This is a genomic window from Asticcacaulis sp. SL142, from assembly GCF_026625745.1.
GTDB lineage: Bacteria > Pseudomonadota > Alphaproteobacteria > Caulobacterales > Caulobacteraceae > Asticcacaulis.
In genome coordinates, this window is sequence record NZ_CP113061.1 from 653,102 (window position 1) to 668,727 (window position 15,626).

Below are 15,626 nucleotides of genomic sequence, written 5' to 3' on the forward strand. Positions count from 1 at the left end.
ATCCGGCAACAGTTTTATGACTTCAGTTCGTGAACTAAAGGCGCACTGTGGATTATCTTAAGGAAATCCGCGGCCTTAAGCGATGCGCCGCCGACCAAAGCGCCGCCGACACCCTCAAGCCTCAGCACCTCTGCGGCGTTGTCCGGCTTGACCGATCCACCGTATAGAAGGTGGGGTTTGAATTCCTCGCCAAACCGCTCAGAAATTACCCGGCGTATCAGGGCAAAAGCATCAATAATCTGATCATCTGTGGCAATCATCCCCGTTCCAATGGCCCAGACGGGTTCATAAGACACATGGAACGCCTTGCCGATCAGATCGTCGGGCAGACTGTCACGCAACTGCTTTGACAAAACTGCGTGCGTAAGCCCTTCTTTGCGTTGCTCTAAGGTCTCACCAATACAAATTAGCGGTTCAAGACCGGCCTTGATCGCCGCGCGTACCTTTAGCGCGACCAATTCACACGGCTCTTTGTGGCCGTGCCTACGCTCTGAGTGCCCCAACAAAACCATGCGCGCCCCAACATCTCGCAATTGAGCGGCAGAGATATCACCAGTATAAGCACCATTATCTTCGTGGTGGCAGTCTTGCCCACCAAGTATAATATGACTATCCGACCCAAGGGTTTGGGACATAGCATGTAATAAGGTAAATGGGGGAAATACAGCAATTTTGACAACGCTGTCAGAACTGCCCTCGGCAACGGCACGAGCTTCGTCTAATGACGATAAAAGCCCGTTCATCTTCCAGTTGCCCGCGATCAGGGTATGTGAGGTCATAAAAAGTCTTTAAATTAGCAGGTGCAGCAATTAAAGCCAAAAACGATTAAAAACCGGAAAACAAATAAATTCCTATTGTTACAAAATCCCGATACCTGCGGTCTTTCGCAAGGGGTAAGGTAAAAACTGTCTTGAATCCGCCGCAGTTCCTCCTTTATATCACGGCCAACTGGCTTTCGGATCAGAACTTATCGCGCTCAAGCGCACCGATGCCGTCAATTTTACTAAGGTCTGGGCTTTCATGATCAACGGGTTTCGCGCTTTCACCAAGACCTGGACATTTAAAATCCTGATGGGCATTCTGGCGCTCAGCTTTGTCGTCGTCGGCGGCAGCCAGTTGGATGTCCTGTCGGCTGCCAACGGCAATAGTGTTATCAAGGCCGGATCGCGCGAAGTCAGCGCACAGGATTTTTCCAAAGCCTTTGATAACTACAAAAAAGGCATTCAGGAACAATCCGGCAAAGCTGTCACCAATGAAGAGGCGGTGAACGAAGGCCTGCATGTGCGTATTCTCGAAGAGATGGCCAGCATGGAATCGCTGTCGTCTTACCTCGAAAAGGCGGGCATTAAGCCCTCCGCCAAGATGGTCGTCGACCAGATCAGCAAATATCCAATGTTTTTCGATTCGATCACAAATCGATTTGATAAGGATAAGTATACCCAGTTTCTGGGCCAGCAGGGCCTGACGGAGACCAAATTCGAACAATTGTTCCGGGACGAAATTGCCGCCAATCATTTCGGTAACGCCGCCGCCGCGGGCCTCAAACTGCCGCGTGTTTATGGTGCCCTCGCCGCTTCTTTTGGCATGGAAAGCCGTGATGTCAGCCTGTTTATCCTGTCACCCGCCAATGTCGAACAGCCCGCTCAGCCAAACGATGCCCAATTGACAGCGTTTTATAACGAAAACAAGGAGCGCCTGCGTCGCCCTGAGTTTCGTCAGTTTTCGCTGGTGACTTTTGCGCCTAAGGATCTGATGGCCTCGATTACGATCGATGAAGCTGAGCTAAAAAAACGCTACGAATTTAAGCGCGATACGCTATCGCAGGCTGAAACCCGTACACTTGTGCAGATTTCTGCCAAGGATGCCAAGGCAGCCGCAGCGGCTGAATCGGCCCTGAAAGCCGGTCAATCCCCTGATGTCGCAGCAAAAGCCGCGGGCGGCGAAGTCGTGAACTATGATAACAAACCCAAGACCGCGATTCCTGACAAAAAGATAGCTGACGCCGCCTTCTCTCTTGCCAGCGGCGCCGTGTCCGCCCCCATTCAGGGCGATCTCGCCTTTGCTGTGGTCAAGGTCATTAATATCACGGCGGGGTCGGTACCAAGCTTTGATATGGTCAAGCCTCAACTGACCGAGGAATACCGTCAGGAAAAGGCAACCGAAATTGTCTACGAACGGGTCGAGGCCTTTGAAAAAGCCCGTGCGGCCGGTGACAGCATAGAAACGGCGGCCAAGAAGCTCAATCTGAACATTGTCAACCTGCCGCCTATGACGGCAGAAGGTCAGGCCGTAAATGGTCAAAACTATGCCCAGTTCGCGCCGGTCATCAAAGTAGCCTTCGATCAACCCAAAGGCGGTGAATCTGAAGTTCAGGAACTCGGCAACGGCGAATATTTTGCCGTGCGTGTGAATGAAATCGTACCGTCTGAAGTGCCCGCACTGGATCAGGTCAAACAGCAAATGGTTCAGGCCTATATGCAGCAGAAAATGATGGATGCTATCCGCATTAAGGCTGATGCGCTGAGCGAACGTCTGCGTAAAGGCGAGGATTTCAAAGCTGTAGCCGCTTCGGTTAAGGCACCGGTTGAGACTCTTAAAGGCCTTGATCGCCAGACCGGACAGCAAAAGGTCGGGCCACAAATCGCCGCCCGCGTATTTTCGGCGAAAAAGGGCGACACGTTCAACGCTCAGGCCAGCGAGTTCGCCTATGTCCTTGGCCGCGTCGATACCGTAACCGCCCCGGAAGCCAATTCGGCGAATGTTAATTCGGTTCTGGCGCAACACGGCCTGACACAGGCAACCTTCCGCGATGTCGAAGAGATGTCGCGTTCATCGACGCGCGCCCTTCTGAAAACCAAGACCTATCCGCAAACAGCGATTAAGGCTTTGGGCGTAACCCCGCCCGCCAAGACCGATACGCCCGCGTCCACTGAAAAGAAATAAGATGAGCGCTTTGAGTTTAGAGGACGCCTTTCGGGAAGATTACGATGCCGGTCAGCCCCATGTCGTTTGCCGCCGTTTGGTAGACGATCTGGAAACGCCTGTTTCGGCCTATCTCAAACTGGCCAAAGATAGTGAATTCGCGTTTCTGTTTGAGTCCGTTGAAGGCGGCACTCTGAAAGGGCGCTATTCCATCATAACGCTTAAGCCGGATCTGGTGTGGCGCTGTTTTGGAGATAAGGCTGAGTTGGCCGCGGGTGATGCCATAGCTAAGAATGACTACACGGCAGAAGCCTTGCCCACGCTCGAGTCTCTGCGCGCCCTGGTCAAGGCCAACCGTATGGATATTCCGGCCGACCTGCCGCCTATGGTGTCGGGGCTGTTTGGGGTATTCGGTTATGACCTGATCCGTTTGACAGAGCCGCTAGGGAAAGCAAATCCTGACCCGCTGGGCTTGCCCGATGCGGTCATGGTGCGTCCGTCGGTCATCTGCGTGTTTGACAATGTCTCTAACGAGATTCTCATCGCCAGTCCGGTTTGGCCAGGCGATCAAAGCTCATCGCAAGCCTATGCTGATGCTGTAGCCCGCATCGATCAGGTCGAAACCGACCTGCGCGTAGCCCTGCCCAGCCGCGATAAACCGCAAGCCCGCGTCCAGCCCCCTTTAGCATCTCCGACGTCGCCAGAGCGATACTGCGAAATGGTTGAGGCATCTAAGGAATACATCGCCGCCGGTGATATTTTTCAGGTCGTCCCAAGCCATCGCTTCGAAGCGCCGTTTGAGGTCGATCCGTTCGCTTTTTATAGATCTCTGCGGCGGCAAAACCCCTCGCCGTACCTGTTTTACCTCAATTTCGGTAACTTCCAGATGGCCGGGTCAAGCCCGGAAATACTGGTGCGCATCCGTGATGGTAAACTGACGATCCGCCCGATCGCCGGTACACGCCCGCGCGGTAAAACCGCTCAGGAAGACAAAGCCTTAGAGCAGGAACTTCTCAACGACCCTAAAGAGATCGCTGAGCATTTGATGTTGCTTGATTTGGGCCGCAATGATGTCGGCCGGGTGGCTAAACTGGCCACTGTCAGAGTGACTGAAAAATTTGTCATCGAGCGCTACAGCCATGTCATGCATATTGTATCTAACGTCGAAGGCGATACACCGGATGACATAGATCCGGTTGATGCCTTGCTTGCCGCCCTGCCTGCGGGCACTCTGTCCGGTGCGCCAAAGGTGCGTGCCATGGAGATCATTGACGAACTGGAAGACGTCAAGCGCGGCGTCGCCTATGCCGGGGGTGTTGGTTATATCTCAAGTTCCGGCGCGACCGATATCTGCATAGTGTTGCGCACCGCCCTCTTCAAAGACCAAAAAGTCTATGTACAGGCTGGCGCGGGCGTTGTGGCCGACAGCGTTCCTATTAACGAATATAACGAAACGGTTCACAAGGCGGGTGCGCTAATCCGCGCCGCTGCCGAAGCCTGGCATTACGTCTAGGCGCTCTGAAAACTGTCGTAGATAGGGATCCGAGGTTTGCCCAAGAACGCAGCGTTTTGAGCTGCTGCTTGGGCCATCCGTGATTGAATCAAAATTCGCATTCTTTGATAAATAAGAAGAAGTTTTGCCGGGGAATGCCGTTGTATTTTCGCAGAACACGCTTGGCCTGGTTCCAAAAATTCTCGATGCCGTTGATGTGGTTCTGCTTGTCGGCAAACAGCTTGGAGTGATTGATGCGACTGTGATGGAATTCGGAAACATCGAGCGCGCTGTAGCTACCGAAGGTATCCGTGTAAACGATGCTATCCGGTTGAATTTTCTTGCGAATAATCGGCATCAAGGTGGTGGCTTTGGCATCTGAAATAGGGACGACAAAGACTTTGCCGCGCCGTTTCAGCAAGCCGAAAACAGGCACCTTGCCCTTGCGAACACCGCCGAAATAGCTTTCGTCCACCTCGACCTCCCCGCCGAGCAACTCTTCATTGGCGGCTGCCTGCTCTACGATCAGTTCGCGGACTTTCCTTTTGGCCCGAAAGGGCATGAGGTATATTTTACCGTGCCATTTTGCCAATTCTATCAATAGGTAGTAGCCTGTGGGCATGAGCGGCCCAGCCCAATTGAACATTGGTGCCGCTGATAGAATACTTTTGCGCGAATTAGGTCTGGCTATAATGATTGATGAGCATGCAACGCACCCGTCCTTTCCCCAGCCTGATAACAATGAGCAAGTAATCTGGCGATATATGGATTTCGACAAGTTTGAGTGGCTGTTAGATCATGGTCGCATTTTCATGCCTACTGCAGATAATTTAGGCGACCCTCTCGAAGGCTCCACACCACTAGGCGAAATCGAGTGGTGGAAGCAAGAAGCGCGAAATGCGACCACGGAGGAGCAGCGAGCAACCCTCGCTCACAACCGGCAATTCCTTGCCGATTTCAGAAGAAATTTTCGACCTCGATACTATGTGTCGTGTTGGCATATGAATATGCACGAGAATTATTCAATGTGGCGCTGTTACACGAAAACCAACCGGGCCGTTGCAATAAAGACGACCTACACCGCATTACGAAAGGCATTGCCAATCGAAGTATTGATGGGAGTCATCAGCTATATTGACTACTCAACAGATCGGCTGCCATGGGGCAACATGTTTGAATGCATCATGCACAAGGACATCAACTTCCGCTATGAAGCAGAAGTACGTGCGATAATGACACTGCCTACCAATGATGAGTTTGGCCTTCAGAAGTTCTCAGAAGATCATTTTGCACTGACAGCCAATCCAAATTTGCGCGTTTATGCCCCCAAGGTGGATGTGAGCACAATGATAGAGGGTATCGTCCTCCATCCTGATGTATCCAAATCTTACGCAGCAAAGGTTCGCAAGCTTTGTATAGCGAAAGGATTACCAGCGCCAACCCCTTCGCGGGAAACCACCACGGCAGTTTACTGATTAACCGTATCCGCCACCGCCTTTGCCGCCGCATTTGGATTGCAGCGAGCGTACTGGCTATTCTGATGCCGCATCCCGCTCGGCCTTTTTGGCTTCGTTCCAGAGTGCATCCATTTCTTCCAATGTCGACTGATCGGGCGTCAGGCCACGTTCGGCAAGCGCGCTTTCAACCACTGAAAACCGGCGGACGAATTTTGCATTAGTCCCCCTCAGAGCTTCCTCCGGATCTACATCAAGTTTCCGGGCCAGGTTAGCCATTACAAACAACAAATCACCCAGTTCAGCCTTGGCATTTTCGAGGTTACCTGCCTCGATCTCAACCTTTAGCTCCTCGGTTTCTTCATCCAGTTTGGCCAGAACATCCCGAAGATCAGGCCAGTCAAAACCAACCCGTGCGGCGCGTTTAGTCAGTTTCGCGGCACGGGTAAGCGCAGGCAACCCAATAGGCACATCATCCAGAATGCCATGTTTTGCTTTGGATTTGCGCTCTTCGGCCTTTATGGCCTCCCAGGCCACAGTCTGTTCCTCAGACGTCCGCTCAGACTCAGCCCCAAAAACATGCGGGTGTCTGCGGATCAATTTATCCGTCATCGCACGGGCAATATCATCAAAATCAAACAGCCCCTGCTCCTTGGCAATATGGCCATGGAACACAACCTGAAACAGCAGATCCCCAAGTTCTTCCTTAAGGTCACGCATGTCCTTGCGCGCAATCGCATCGGCGACTTCATAGGCCTCTTCGATAGTATAAGGCGCAATGGTATCGAAGGTCTGCTCAATATCCCACGGGCACCCGCCTTCCCTTGCCCGCAGCCGGTTCATAACTTCCAAAAGGTCGTCAATGGCCGGTCGGTTGGGAAGGGGCATGGCGTATCAATCCTTTGTCGGCGAGCATGGCCTGAATTTTCGCGAACCGTTCAGGCGTCAGGTCATAGGATTTCATAGCCCACGCCCCCAACAAAAGAAAGACAACCGGAAGGCCGATAAAGAATATCTGCACCCACATAAGTGCGTCGGGGGCGTTGTTGGCGGCTTTGTTATCAAAGCCCAAAGCGGCCAGTACCGACAGGGTAAGGACGGAGAACGCGTAACCCAGCTTGGTGGTGGCGGATAATATCGACATCAACGCACCTTTGTGGTCTTGCCCGGACTCTGCCAGCACTTCATCGCCTATATCGGCCATCAGGGCACGCGTCAGCAGTAAGGAGGCGGCATAGGGAATGCCGGCCAGAAACACTAAAAAGGCGGCCAGCGGGAAGTTGCCGGCAGGCAGGAAGGCTAGCAACGCATACACTGCCGCAAAAATGAGCGCCGAGACAATCAGTGTCCGGTGCTTATTGTATTTTTTGGAGGCCCAGGTCCACAACGGCGCCCCGACCAGTCCCGCGACGAAATACAGGAACATACTGATTGAGCACTGCTCGCGCGTTAGCCCTTTGGTCTGCATAAAATAGAAAAAGAACAAAGCGCCCATGATGCCCGGCGCCAGACCCAGCCATAGATCCGCCAGCAGCACGCGGATGACATTCGGTCGTTTAAGCATTCGGAAATAGTCGCTGATGCGGACATTGTGAAGTGGCGCATCGGATTGCGTCTCAGGCACCCTCCAGAGGGCGATGCCGATCATGATGGGCAACAAAACCATTATGAACAGGCCCATATATTGTACGGCCTGACGATAGGTACCGTGTAAAACCGACTGAACTATAACTGGAATTAGCAAAACGGCAATTATGCCGACAATATTGGCCATTTGCCACCAGGCAAAAACCTTCGTCCGTTCATCATAGTCGGGCGACAAAACTGAGCCCCAGCTAGCCTGAGACAGGGTCGCAATTGAAAAGCCAATATAAATAACCAGCAACCACACCCACAGGTAAGCGGGCGACGCACCGGGGGGCGCTAAGAAAATGAAACCTGTGCTGACAAACAGTATAGGCAGACAAATGGCCATCCAAACTTTAAAGCGCCCAAAGCGCGTCCGGGTTTTATCCATTGCCCAACCGACAAGGGGGTCGACAAATATATCGACCAGCCGGACACTCATGAAAATCAGGCCAACTGTTCCCAAGCTGAGACCAATTTCGCTGGCATAATATTCAGATAGGATGACGGCCAGAGGTAAGCCCAAGGCGGCCAACGGCAGGCACGGCCCCACAAAGGCCAGCAATTGAGCCATGTTGACGTGGTGTGACTGCGCAGGATTTATGGATTTAGACACTGATTTCCGCCCCGAATTTTATTGTGAACAATGTTCACCATCTTGGCGATCATGGCTAATCACAATTTATTGAGTGGGTTCGCGCAGAGGCTTAAGCGGTCAGGGTGCCAATCGCGCCAAAGGGGGTAAACGTAACCGGGCTGCGGCAAACCTGACGGTCGCACTCAAAAGCCCGTTCCAACTGGTCGAGTTTTATATTGGCATTGAATCTTCCGACACGCATCAGGTCGCGTGGTGTCGTTTGGCGCATTAATCCGCATTTCGTGCAGCGAATTTGGATGCGCCCCGATTCTGGCAAGTCAGACAGTGGTGTGTCACATTTAAATGTCATGGCGAGCCCCTGCGAAAACGTGTCATGATGTTTGGCAGAGTCGCACGCTCTGACAAGCGATCGATGACAGGCGGCATGATTTTAATGTGGATTATGCTGTGAATTGAAAATAGCCCGGTGATGAGTTCAATTCCATTTGCAATCTATTGCGATACGCAAGTTTTTCTGGTGGCCTTGTCACGATCCTCCAGAATCGGATAAGACTTTTGCATCGCAAGTAATCAGGCGTGGTGTTAATATGACAAAAGCGCTTCAAAATCAGACCCGAAAAACCAGTAAATCTCCGGTCAGGGCTCTGAAAAAAGCTTCTCCGAAGGCCACCAAAACATCAGTATCCAAAGCGCCGCGTTCACGGTGCGCCATAAATCTGGCGCTGGAGGCTGTGGGCGATAACTGGTCACTGCTGATCATTCGCGATCTGATGTTCAAGGGCCGAAAAAGCTTTCAGTCCTTCCTGAATGCCGAAGAAAAAATCGCCACAAATATTCTGACGGATCGTCTGGTTAAACTCGAAGCCTACGGCCTGATTTCACGCCAGATTGATCCGACCGATAAGCGTAAGGTTATCTATGGCCTGACCTCAAAGGGGGCAGATCTGGCACCGGTACTGGTTGAGTTTATGTCGTGGTCTCATAAATACGAATTGACTGACACGCCCAAAGACTTGCGGATTGAAATTGAAAAAAACAAACCCGCTTTTGCCAACCGCATGATAAAGGGGCTGCAAACCGCAACCCCTTCTAACTCAAATCCGGCCGTGTCTAAAATTGTGGCTCAAGCGGAGTTTTCCGACGAAACCCTGAGTCTGTTTTAGGCTTCTGCCGCCATCCGCTCATAACGCCCCAAGGCTTGATCGGACAGTTTCACATGAAGCTGGACGCGGCCATCTTCATAGTCAAACCGGTCAAGCACGCGCCCGTTCTGATAGACCCATGCCATAAGGCTGCCTTGCGAGGGATCAAGGGTGATATCAAGCTCAGTACCCTCCTGATCGACCTTGCGGGCGATGGCTTGCAAGAGCGCATCGATCCCCTCGCCCGTAATCGCCGACACCAGGTAAGGCTTGGTTTCGGCTTTATGCAGGATGCCGCGCGTCTGTAAAACATCGCGACTATCGTCATCCATCAGGTCGATCTTGTTCCACACTTCCATCATCCGGCTGCGGTCGAGATCTGGCAGTATGACTTTAAGAACCTGCTCGACGTCTTTACCCTGAGCATCGGCTTCGGGATTAGACATGTCACGGACATGCAGGATCAAATCCGCTTCCATCACCTCTTCAAGTGTTGCGCGAAACGCAGCCACCAGTTCGTGCGGCAGATCGGAAATAAATCCAACCGTGTCCGAAATGATCGCTGAGCGGCCATTGGGCAGCTTAAGCGTACGCAGCGTTGTATCAAGTGTCGCAAACAGCATGTCCTTTGCCAGCACCTCAGCCCGCGTCAGATGATTGAACAGGGTTGATTTGCCGGCGTTGGTGTATCCGACCAGAGCGACAACCGGATAGGGCACTTTCTTGCGGGCCGACCGATGCAGGCCGCGGGTACGGCGCACTTCTTCCAGTTCGCTTTTTAGCTGTTTGATCTTATCCGCAATCATGCGCCGGTCGAGTTCGATCTGGGTTTCCCCAGGGCCGCCGGTTGTGCCCGTGGCGCGCTGCCGCTCAAGGTGGGTCCAGGTGCGCACCAGTCTTGATTTTTCGTATTCAAGGCGCGCCAGTTCGACCTGTAGCTTGCCTTCGTTGGTGCGGGCCCTGCGTCCGAAAATCTCAAGAATAAGGCCGGTGCGGTCAATGACCTTTACACCCCATGCCTTTTCCAGATTGCGCTGCTGAACCGGAGACAAACTGCCGTTAACAACGACCAGATTGGCCTCAAGTTCTTCGCAAAGCTCGCGCACCTCATCTACCCACCCCTGACCGAACAAGGTGGCGGGATTGAGTTTACGCACACGCACACTCAAAGAGCCCACGATTTTCAAATCGAGAGCTATGGCTAAGCCAACAGCCTCGTCCAGGCGAGAACTGTCATATTTTCGTTCAATCGAAGCTTCGCCGTTTTTCGGCAAGGCATGAACCGAAATTTCAGGATCAATCACGACCGTGCGCTGAATGTCAGGTGTGTGATCTACGTATTTACCGGTCAATATCAATCCTTATGCCCGGAAAAGTTCCGGACTTAATCGTCGGAATCGTCCTCTTGCTCATAGAGCTGCACCGGTGCGGCGGGCATGATGGTCGAAATCGCATGCTTGTAAACCAGTTGCGACTGACCGTCACGGCGGAGCAGGACACAGAAATTGTCAAACCAACTGACAATGCCCTGAAGCTTCACACCATTGATGAGGAAGATGGTCAAAGGGGTTTTGGTTTTGCGGACACTGTTCAAAAACGTGTCTTGCAGGTTTTGTTTTTTATCGTGGGACATTGGTTGGCCCTTCTCGTTGAATCCTGAGAGGCACATTACCCCTCACACAGACATAGATGTGTATCATAAGCCACATCGCAAGCTAAGAGCAACTCTTTACACGATAAATTTTTGATCCGAAATGTCAGGCGTTCGCGATTGCGTTTTCGATATAGGCAGCGCGCAGAGCCGTCGCCACCGGCCCCGGTTTGCCGTCAGCGATTTTATGGCCATCGATGTCAACGATCGGCATGACTAAACTTGTGGCCGCGGTGACAAACACTTCTTTAGCGCCCAAGGCTTCCGCGACTGAAAACGCCTCTTCTTTGAGCTGAATATCGGTCGTGCCCAGTATTTTCAAAAGCTGCGCACGCGTTATCCCTGCCAGGATATTGGCTGTCAGGCTGCGCGTGCGAATTACACCGGCCTGATCGACGATATAGGCATTGGCCGAACCGCCTTCGGTGATTAAACCATCACTATCGACAAGTAAAACATCCGAAGCCCCAGCGTCTTTGGCGGCCTGTTTGGCCAATACATTTGGCAGCAGACCTACGGTTTTGATATCACATCGTCCCCAGCGAATATCTGGCTGGGTGATGACCTTTATGCCCGCTTCGGCTTTGGTGGCGGCCGCTTTGCGGTCAACAGATCGGGCCGTGATTACCAGAGTGGGCCTGACGCCTACAGGGAAAAAATGATCGCGAGGCGCGGCCCCACGGCTGACCTGAAGGTAAACCATGCCGTCTTTGATGCGGTTACGGCGAATGACCTCATAGAGCACCACCAAAAGCGCCGACCGGCTCATTGGCGTTTCAATACGCAGTTCGTTCAGGCTGCGATCAAGCCGGTCAAGATGGCCTTGTGTATCGGCCAGACGGCCATTGAATACCGACCACACCTCATAAACGGCATCAGCGAACTGATAACCCCGGTCTTCGATATGAACACAGGCATCGGCATGACGTACATACCGGCCATCGACATAGGCAATTCTGGACATAGCTTTATCTCAACAGTTACATATCTTCGTCTTCGGCACCACGGATATGGGCCAGACCAAGGCTTTTCAGCTTACGGTGCAGGGCTGACCGCTCCATGCCAATGAAGTTGGCCGTGCGCGAAATGTTTCCGCCAAAGCGAACGATTTGCGACGACAGATATTCACGTTCAAACACTTCACGAGCTTCTCTAAGGGGGAGCGCTATGATGCGTTCAGGACGTATCGCGCCTGCAACGGCGGATTCAACCACTTCGGATGGCAACATATGGGACGTGATCGGGTCGTTCGGATCACCGGAGGCCAGAATCAGCAACCGCTCAATATTATTACGCAACTGGCGCACATTACCCGGCCATTCGTGAACCTGAAGGGTGGCCATGGCATCTTCGCTTAAGGTGCGCTTGGGCAGGCCCTGTGCTGAGGCAATGCGCTCAATAAAATACTGCACCAGTTCAGCGATATCACTGCGGCGTTCCGACAGGCCAGGCACCCTGACCGGCACGACATTCAGGCGATGGAACAAATCTTCACGGAAGCGTCCGGCTGCGATTTCTTGTTGCAAGTCTTTGGAGGTTGACGAAATGACGCGGACATCAACCTGAACATCGTTAACACCGCCGACGCGAACAAACCGTTGCTCGACTAAAACCCGCAAAATCCGGCTTTGCGACTCCATCGGCATGTCGGCCACTTCATCAAGGAACAGCGTGCCACCATGCGCGCGTTCAAACACCCCGATTTTGCGTGGCCGCCCGCCATCACCTTCTTCGCCGAACAACTCAACGTCCAGTCGCTCAGGCGTCATACCTGCAGAAGATATGGGTACGAACTCGCATTTGGCGCGCGGCGACGCGTCATGGATCATGCGCGCGACCAGTTCCTTGCCTGATCCGGCAGGCCCCGAAATCATGATACGTGAATTAGCGCCAGCGACCTTGGTAATCGTAGTGCGCAATAGCTGTGCTGCGGCGGAATTACCCACCAAACCATCCGGCACAACAGCCTGATTGCGTAGGCGACGATTTTCACGTTTCAATGAAGCCACTTCAAGCGATCTTTGAACGATCATAATCAACCGCTCAGTTTTAAAAGGCTTTTCTATAAAATCATAGGCCCCGCGCTTGATGGCGGACACGGCGGTTTCAATGGTGCCATGCCCTGAAATCATAACTGCCGGAATATCAGGATCAAGCTCACGGATCACGTCCAAAAGCTCCAGACCATCAAGCCCGCCGCCTTGCATCCAGATGTCCAGTACAACCAGCGAAGGCTTGCGCGCCTTTACTGCACGCAACGCCGCATTGGAATCGGCTGCGGTTCGCACCGAATAACCTTCATCCTCAAGGATACCGGCAATTAGTTCACGGATATCGGCCTCATCATCGACGACCAGAATATCAACACCCGAAGATACTTTCATCACAGCCTCACCATCTTATTGGTAGTGTCCTGACGTGCCACAGTATCTGTGGCATCGGTCATAATTTGTGTATGCGGTAACCGCAGGGTCGCGCGGGCTCCACCTAAGTGAACCGCGTCGCTTAAACTGAAATCACCGCCGTGATCCTCAACAATACGCTTGACGATCGCGAGCCCCAGTCCGGTGCCTTTGTCGCGCGTAGTCACATAAGGTTCGGTCAAACGATCGCGATCCTTATCGGGCAGACCGATGCCGTTATCCTCAATGTCGATGCGGACCACGCTATCGCTTATCGACATTTCAACCCGAAGACGCCCTTTAATGGGTTCAGGCGGGATAAGGTCTGACTGTTCAGCCAATTTCTGCGCAGCCAGTTGCCGTGATGCAATCGCCTCACCGCCGTTTTTAAGCACGTTTCCTAATGCCTGAGCCAAGAGGCGTCCGTCACAGACAATTTTCGTGTCCGGCAGCGGCTCAATAATATCAATCTGTATGTCCGGATCAGCAACCCGTCGGGCAAAGACAGCGTGCCTGACCAACTCTGCGGCATCTTCTTCGGCAAAGTTCGGCACCGGCATACGGGCAAAGGCCGAAAATTCATCCACCATGCGTCCGATATCACCGACCTGACGAATAATGGTGTCGGTCAGGCGATCAAAGACTTCCAGATCGCCATCAATATGGTCACGGTATTTGCGCTTAATGCGCTCCGCTGACAATTGAATCGGGGTCAGAGGGTTCTTGATTTCGTGTGCAATACGCTGAGCTACATCTTTCCAGGCGGCATTTCGCTGTGCGGCCACCAAACGGGTGATGTCGTCAAAAGTGATAACGGCCCCGCCGGTTTCAAGCCCTGAGATGCGCACACGCAGACGCCTGGTCTCCCCTTTACGGATAAGATCGACCTCTTGTTCCTCAACCTTTGAGACCGAGACCTTGTCAAGAAGATCAGCAATTTCAGGGACTAATTCGCGAATATTAAAGCCGATGGCATCCTCGCCCACAACGCTGAGAAAGCTCGCGGCATGACGGTTGATCGCAGATATATGCTCCAGCACATCTATACCGACGATGCCGGCGGAAATTTCCGACAGCACGGTTTCGATAAACCGCCGCCGTGCTTCGGCCTCTTCACCCGCCGATTTTAAGGCCGCCTGCTGACTTTGCAGATCGCTGGTCATGCGGTTAAACGCTCGTGACAGCACAGCAATGTCTTCGGACTGATGGCTGGTGACAACGCGCGCATCTAAATTGCCTGCCGCGACCTTATCGGCTGCCTGCACCAGCCGGGCAACCGGCACCGCAATCGCATCCGCAGCCGATACCCCTACCCAAACAGCACCAACCAGCACCAGAAGCACAGTCTCTATATAGGCAAGCGCAAAAACACCCTGCACTCGATTAGAGTTTTCCGCCGCTTCGCGCAGATCAACCACAGCCCGCGATACGCTGGACAGGCGCGTCATCATGCCCGGTTGCAGCAGCCTCACCCCATAAAGCTGTGCGCCGTCATACATGGTTAGGGGATAGACCACACGAACGGCATCGGGCCCTGAAAACAACGCCACCCGCGCCTCCCCTCCGGAGACTTCTGAAATAGTATCACGGGGTGGGGCTAGATAAACCGGCGCATCCTCACTTTCAGCCCGAGCTAAAACTTGCCCACTCCGATCAATCAGATAAATCGCTGCTAGCCCACCACGCGATGCCGCCAAATCCTGCAGGGCCATCGCGAAGGCCAGCCGATTGGGAAACAGAGCGCGGCCTTCTTCATGATCGATACTGCGGGCGATATCTTCGACGGTATCGAGCGCAATCTTTTGCTGCTCATCAACAAATAGCTCGGCAATTTTCGCCCCGTTTTCGACCGAAGACTGAACACGGGCGCTAAACCATGTCTCCACCCCCCTGTTGACCAGTACGCCAAAAAATAAGGCCACCACAAAGGCTGGCGTAACCGCGGCCAGCGCAAACAGGGTAACAAACCTAAGGTGCAGACGTGCACCCGCATCGGCGCCGCGCGATTGCGCGATCTGATAAATCCGGCGAACAACGAAAAAACAAAGCCCCAGCAAGAGCAAAAGATTAAGGCATACCAAAATGAAAAGGACACGACTGGCCGGGCCGATAGGGCCAGTCCCCGGCGTGGCGATAATCATCCAGATAATGAACGCGGTAATCAGTGCCGACAAAACATAGGCAGCGGCCATACTCAGGCCCGCAGGACTTGCGTTACGCAGCCCCCGGGACGCCCGCATCAGCGTCAGACCTATTCGCCGTTTTGCCGCTGTGTCCTTCAAGACCCAATTCCGAAATGCCAAAATTCAGCCGTGGCATTTGCGCACTACTGTGTCCAT

At 53.1% G+C, this 15,626-nt stretch carries 13 protein-coding genes and 1 pseudogene; 4 read left to right on the top strand and 10 right to left on the bottom strand.

Features of this window, described 5'->3' with window-relative positions:
- Nucleotides 1–14 precede the first annotated feature (14 nt).
- Nucleotides 15–779, bottom strand: coding sequence for a triose-phosphate isomerase (gene tpiA / locus OVA03_RS03025; RefSeq protein ID WP_267526716.1), 765 nt, complete (start codon nt 777–779; stop codon nt 15–17).
- Nucleotides 780–1,020: 241 nt separating this feature from the next.
- Between tpiA and OVA03_RS03030 the strand changes: the two genes are divergently transcribed.
- Both OVA03_RS03030 and trpE read left to right on the top strand, forming a co-directional pair.
- Nucleotides 1,021–2,943 carry a peptidylprolyl isomerase gene (locus OVA03_RS03030; protein ID WP_267526717.1) on the top strand — a complete coding sequence of 641 codons (1,923 nt, stop codon included), beginning with the start codon at nt 1,021–1,023 and terminating at the stop codon, nt 2,941–2,943.
- 1 nt (nt 2,944) lies between these two features.
- Entirely contained in the window at nt 2,945–4,435 is a 1,491-nt protein-coding gene (trpE, locus tag OVA03_RS03035) for an anthranilate synthase component I (protein WP_267526718.1), read from the top strand.
- A gap of 91 nt (nt 4,436–4,526) precedes the next feature.
- Here trpE and OVA03_RS03040 read toward each other — a convergent pair.
- A pseudogene (locus OVA03_RS03040) lies at nt 4,527–5,009 on the bottom strand (IS1595 family transposase); the annotation flags it as partial.
- 25 nt (nt 5,010–5,034) lie between these two features.
- Here OVA03_RS03040 and OVA03_RS03045 point away from each other — a divergent pair.
- Nucleotides 5,035–5,889, top strand: a complete 855-nt coding sequence (locus OVA03_RS03045) for a hypothetical protein (protein WP_267526720.1) — start codon at nt 5,035–5,037, stop codon at nt 5,887–5,889.
- 57 nt (nt 5,890–5,946) lie between these two features.
- Here OVA03_RS03045 and mazG read toward each other — a convergent pair whose 3' ends face one another.
- The 3 genes from mazG to OVA03_RS03060 all read right to left on the bottom strand — a co-directional run bounded on the left by mazG (nt 5,947) and on the right by OVA03_RS03060 (nt 8,360).
- On the bottom strand, nt 5,947–6,756 hold the full coding sequence (gene mazG, locus OVA03_RS03050) for a nucleoside triphosphate pyrophosphohydrolase (RefSeq protein WP_267526721.1): 810 nt from the start codon (nt 6,754–6,756) through the stop codon (nt 5,947–5,949).
- Entirely contained in the window at nt 6,728–8,110 is a 1,383-nt protein-coding gene (locus tag OVA03_RS03055; protein ID WP_267526722.1) for an MFS transporter, read from the bottom strand. Before OVA03_RS03055 ends, mazG begins: the two co-directional genes overlap by 29 nt.
- 91 nt (nt 8,111–8,201) lie before the next feature.
- A complete protein-coding gene (locus OVA03_RS03060; RefSeq protein WP_267526723.1) occupies nt 8,202–8,360 on the bottom strand; it encodes a hypothetical protein in 159 nt (52 codons plus the stop codon).
- 319 nt (nt 8,361–8,679) lie between these two features.
- On the opposite strand from OVA03_RS03060, the gene OVA03_RS03065 reads away from it, so the two are divergent.
- Nucleotides 8,680–9,255 carry a winged helix-turn-helix transcriptional regulator gene (locus OVA03_RS03065; RefSeq protein WP_267526724.1) on the top strand — a complete coding sequence of 192 codons (576 nt, stop codon included), beginning with the start codon at nt 8,680–8,682 and terminating at the stop codon, nt 9,253–9,255.
- On the opposite strand, the gene hflX is transcribed toward OVA03_RS03065, so the two are convergent.
- The 5 genes from hflX to OVA03_RS03090 form a co-directional block, all read right to left on the bottom strand.
- On the bottom strand, nt 9,252–10,586 hold the full coding sequence (gene hflX, locus OVA03_RS03070; protein WP_267526725.1) for a GTPase HflX: 1,335 nt from the start codon (nt 10,584–10,586) through the stop codon (nt 9,252–9,254). The genes OVA03_RS03065 and hflX overlap by 4 nt on opposite strands.
- Nucleotides 10,587–10,618: 32 nt before the next feature.
- Complete coding sequence (gene hfq, locus OVA03_RS03075; RefSeq protein WP_189487146.1) at nt 10,619–10,867, bottom strand: RNA chaperone Hfq; 249 nt, start codon at nt 10,865–10,867, stop codon at nt 10,619–10,621.
- A gap of 124 nt (nt 10,868–10,991) precedes the next feature.
- Nucleotides 10,992–11,849 (bottom strand): D-amino-acid transaminase, encoded by an 858-nt coding sequence (locus OVA03_RS03080; RefSeq protein ID WP_267526726.1) that lies wholly within the window; start codon nt 11,847–11,849, stop codon nt 10,992–10,994.
- A 16-nt stretch (nt 11,850–11,865) separates the two neighbouring features.
- Nucleotides 11,866–13,269, bottom strand: coding sequence for a sigma-54-dependent transcriptional regulator (locus tag OVA03_RS03085; protein WP_267526727.1), 1,404 nt, complete (start codon nt 13,267–13,269; stop codon nt 11,866–11,868).
- The gene (locus OVA03_RS03090) at nt 13,269–15,479 is read right to left on the bottom strand and encodes a sensor histidine kinase NtrY-like (RefSeq protein ID WP_267526728.1); all 2,211 of its coding nucleotides are present in this window, start codon (nt 15,477–15,479) and stop codon (nt 13,269–13,271) included. The genes OVA03_RS03085 and OVA03_RS03090 overlap by 1 nt, the downstream gene beginning before the upstream one ends.
- Nucleotides 15,480–15,626: the final 147 nt, after the last annotated feature.

What these genes read in the sequence shown, in the direction of transcription:
- OVA03_RS03045 (WP_267526720.1), top strand. Translation starts at nt 5,035, where the DNA reads ATGAGCGGCCCAGCCCAATTGAACATTGGTGCCGCTGATAGAATACTT.
- OVA03_RS03060 (WP_267526723.1), bottom strand. Translation starts at nt 8,360, where the DNA reads ATGCGCCAAACGACACCACGCGACCTGATGCGTGTCGGAAGATTCAAT.
- OVA03_RS03090 (WP_267526728.1), bottom strand. Translation starts at nt 15,479, where the DNA reads ATGGCCGCTGCCTATGTTTTGTCGGCACTGATTACCGCGTTCATTATC.
- OVA03_RS03030 (WP_267526717.1), top strand. Translation starts at nt 1,021, where the DNA reads ATGATCAACGGGTTTCGCGCTTTCACCAAGACCTGGACATTTAAAATC.
- mazG (WP_267526721.1), bottom strand. Translation starts at nt 6,756, where the DNA reads ATGCCCCTTCCCAACCGACCGGCCATTGACGACCTTTTGGAAGTTATG.
- OVA03_RS03065 (WP_267526724.1), top strand. Translation starts at nt 8,680, where the DNA reads ATGACAAAAGCGCTTCAAAATCAGACCCGAAAAACCAGTAAATCTCCG.
- OVA03_RS03080 (WP_267526726.1), bottom strand. Translation starts at nt 11,849, where the DNA reads ATGTCCAGAATTGCCTATGTCGATGGCCGGTATGTACGTCATGCCGAT.
- OVA03_RS03085 (WP_267526727.1), bottom strand. Translation starts at nt 13,269, where the DNA reads ATGAAAGTATCTTCGGGTGTTGATATTCTGGTCGTCGATGATGAGGCC.
- hfq (WP_189487146.1), bottom strand. Translation starts at nt 10,867, where the DNA reads ATGTCCCACGATAAAAAACAAAACCTGCAAGACACGTTTTTGAACAGT.
- tpiA (WP_267526716.1), bottom strand. Translation starts at nt 779, where the DNA reads ATGACCTCACATACCCTGATCGCGGGCAACTGGAAGATGAACGGGCTT.
- trpE (WP_267526718.1), top strand. Translation starts at nt 2,945, where the DNA reads ATGAGCGCTTTGAGTTTAGAGGACGCCTTTCGGGAAGATTACGATGCC.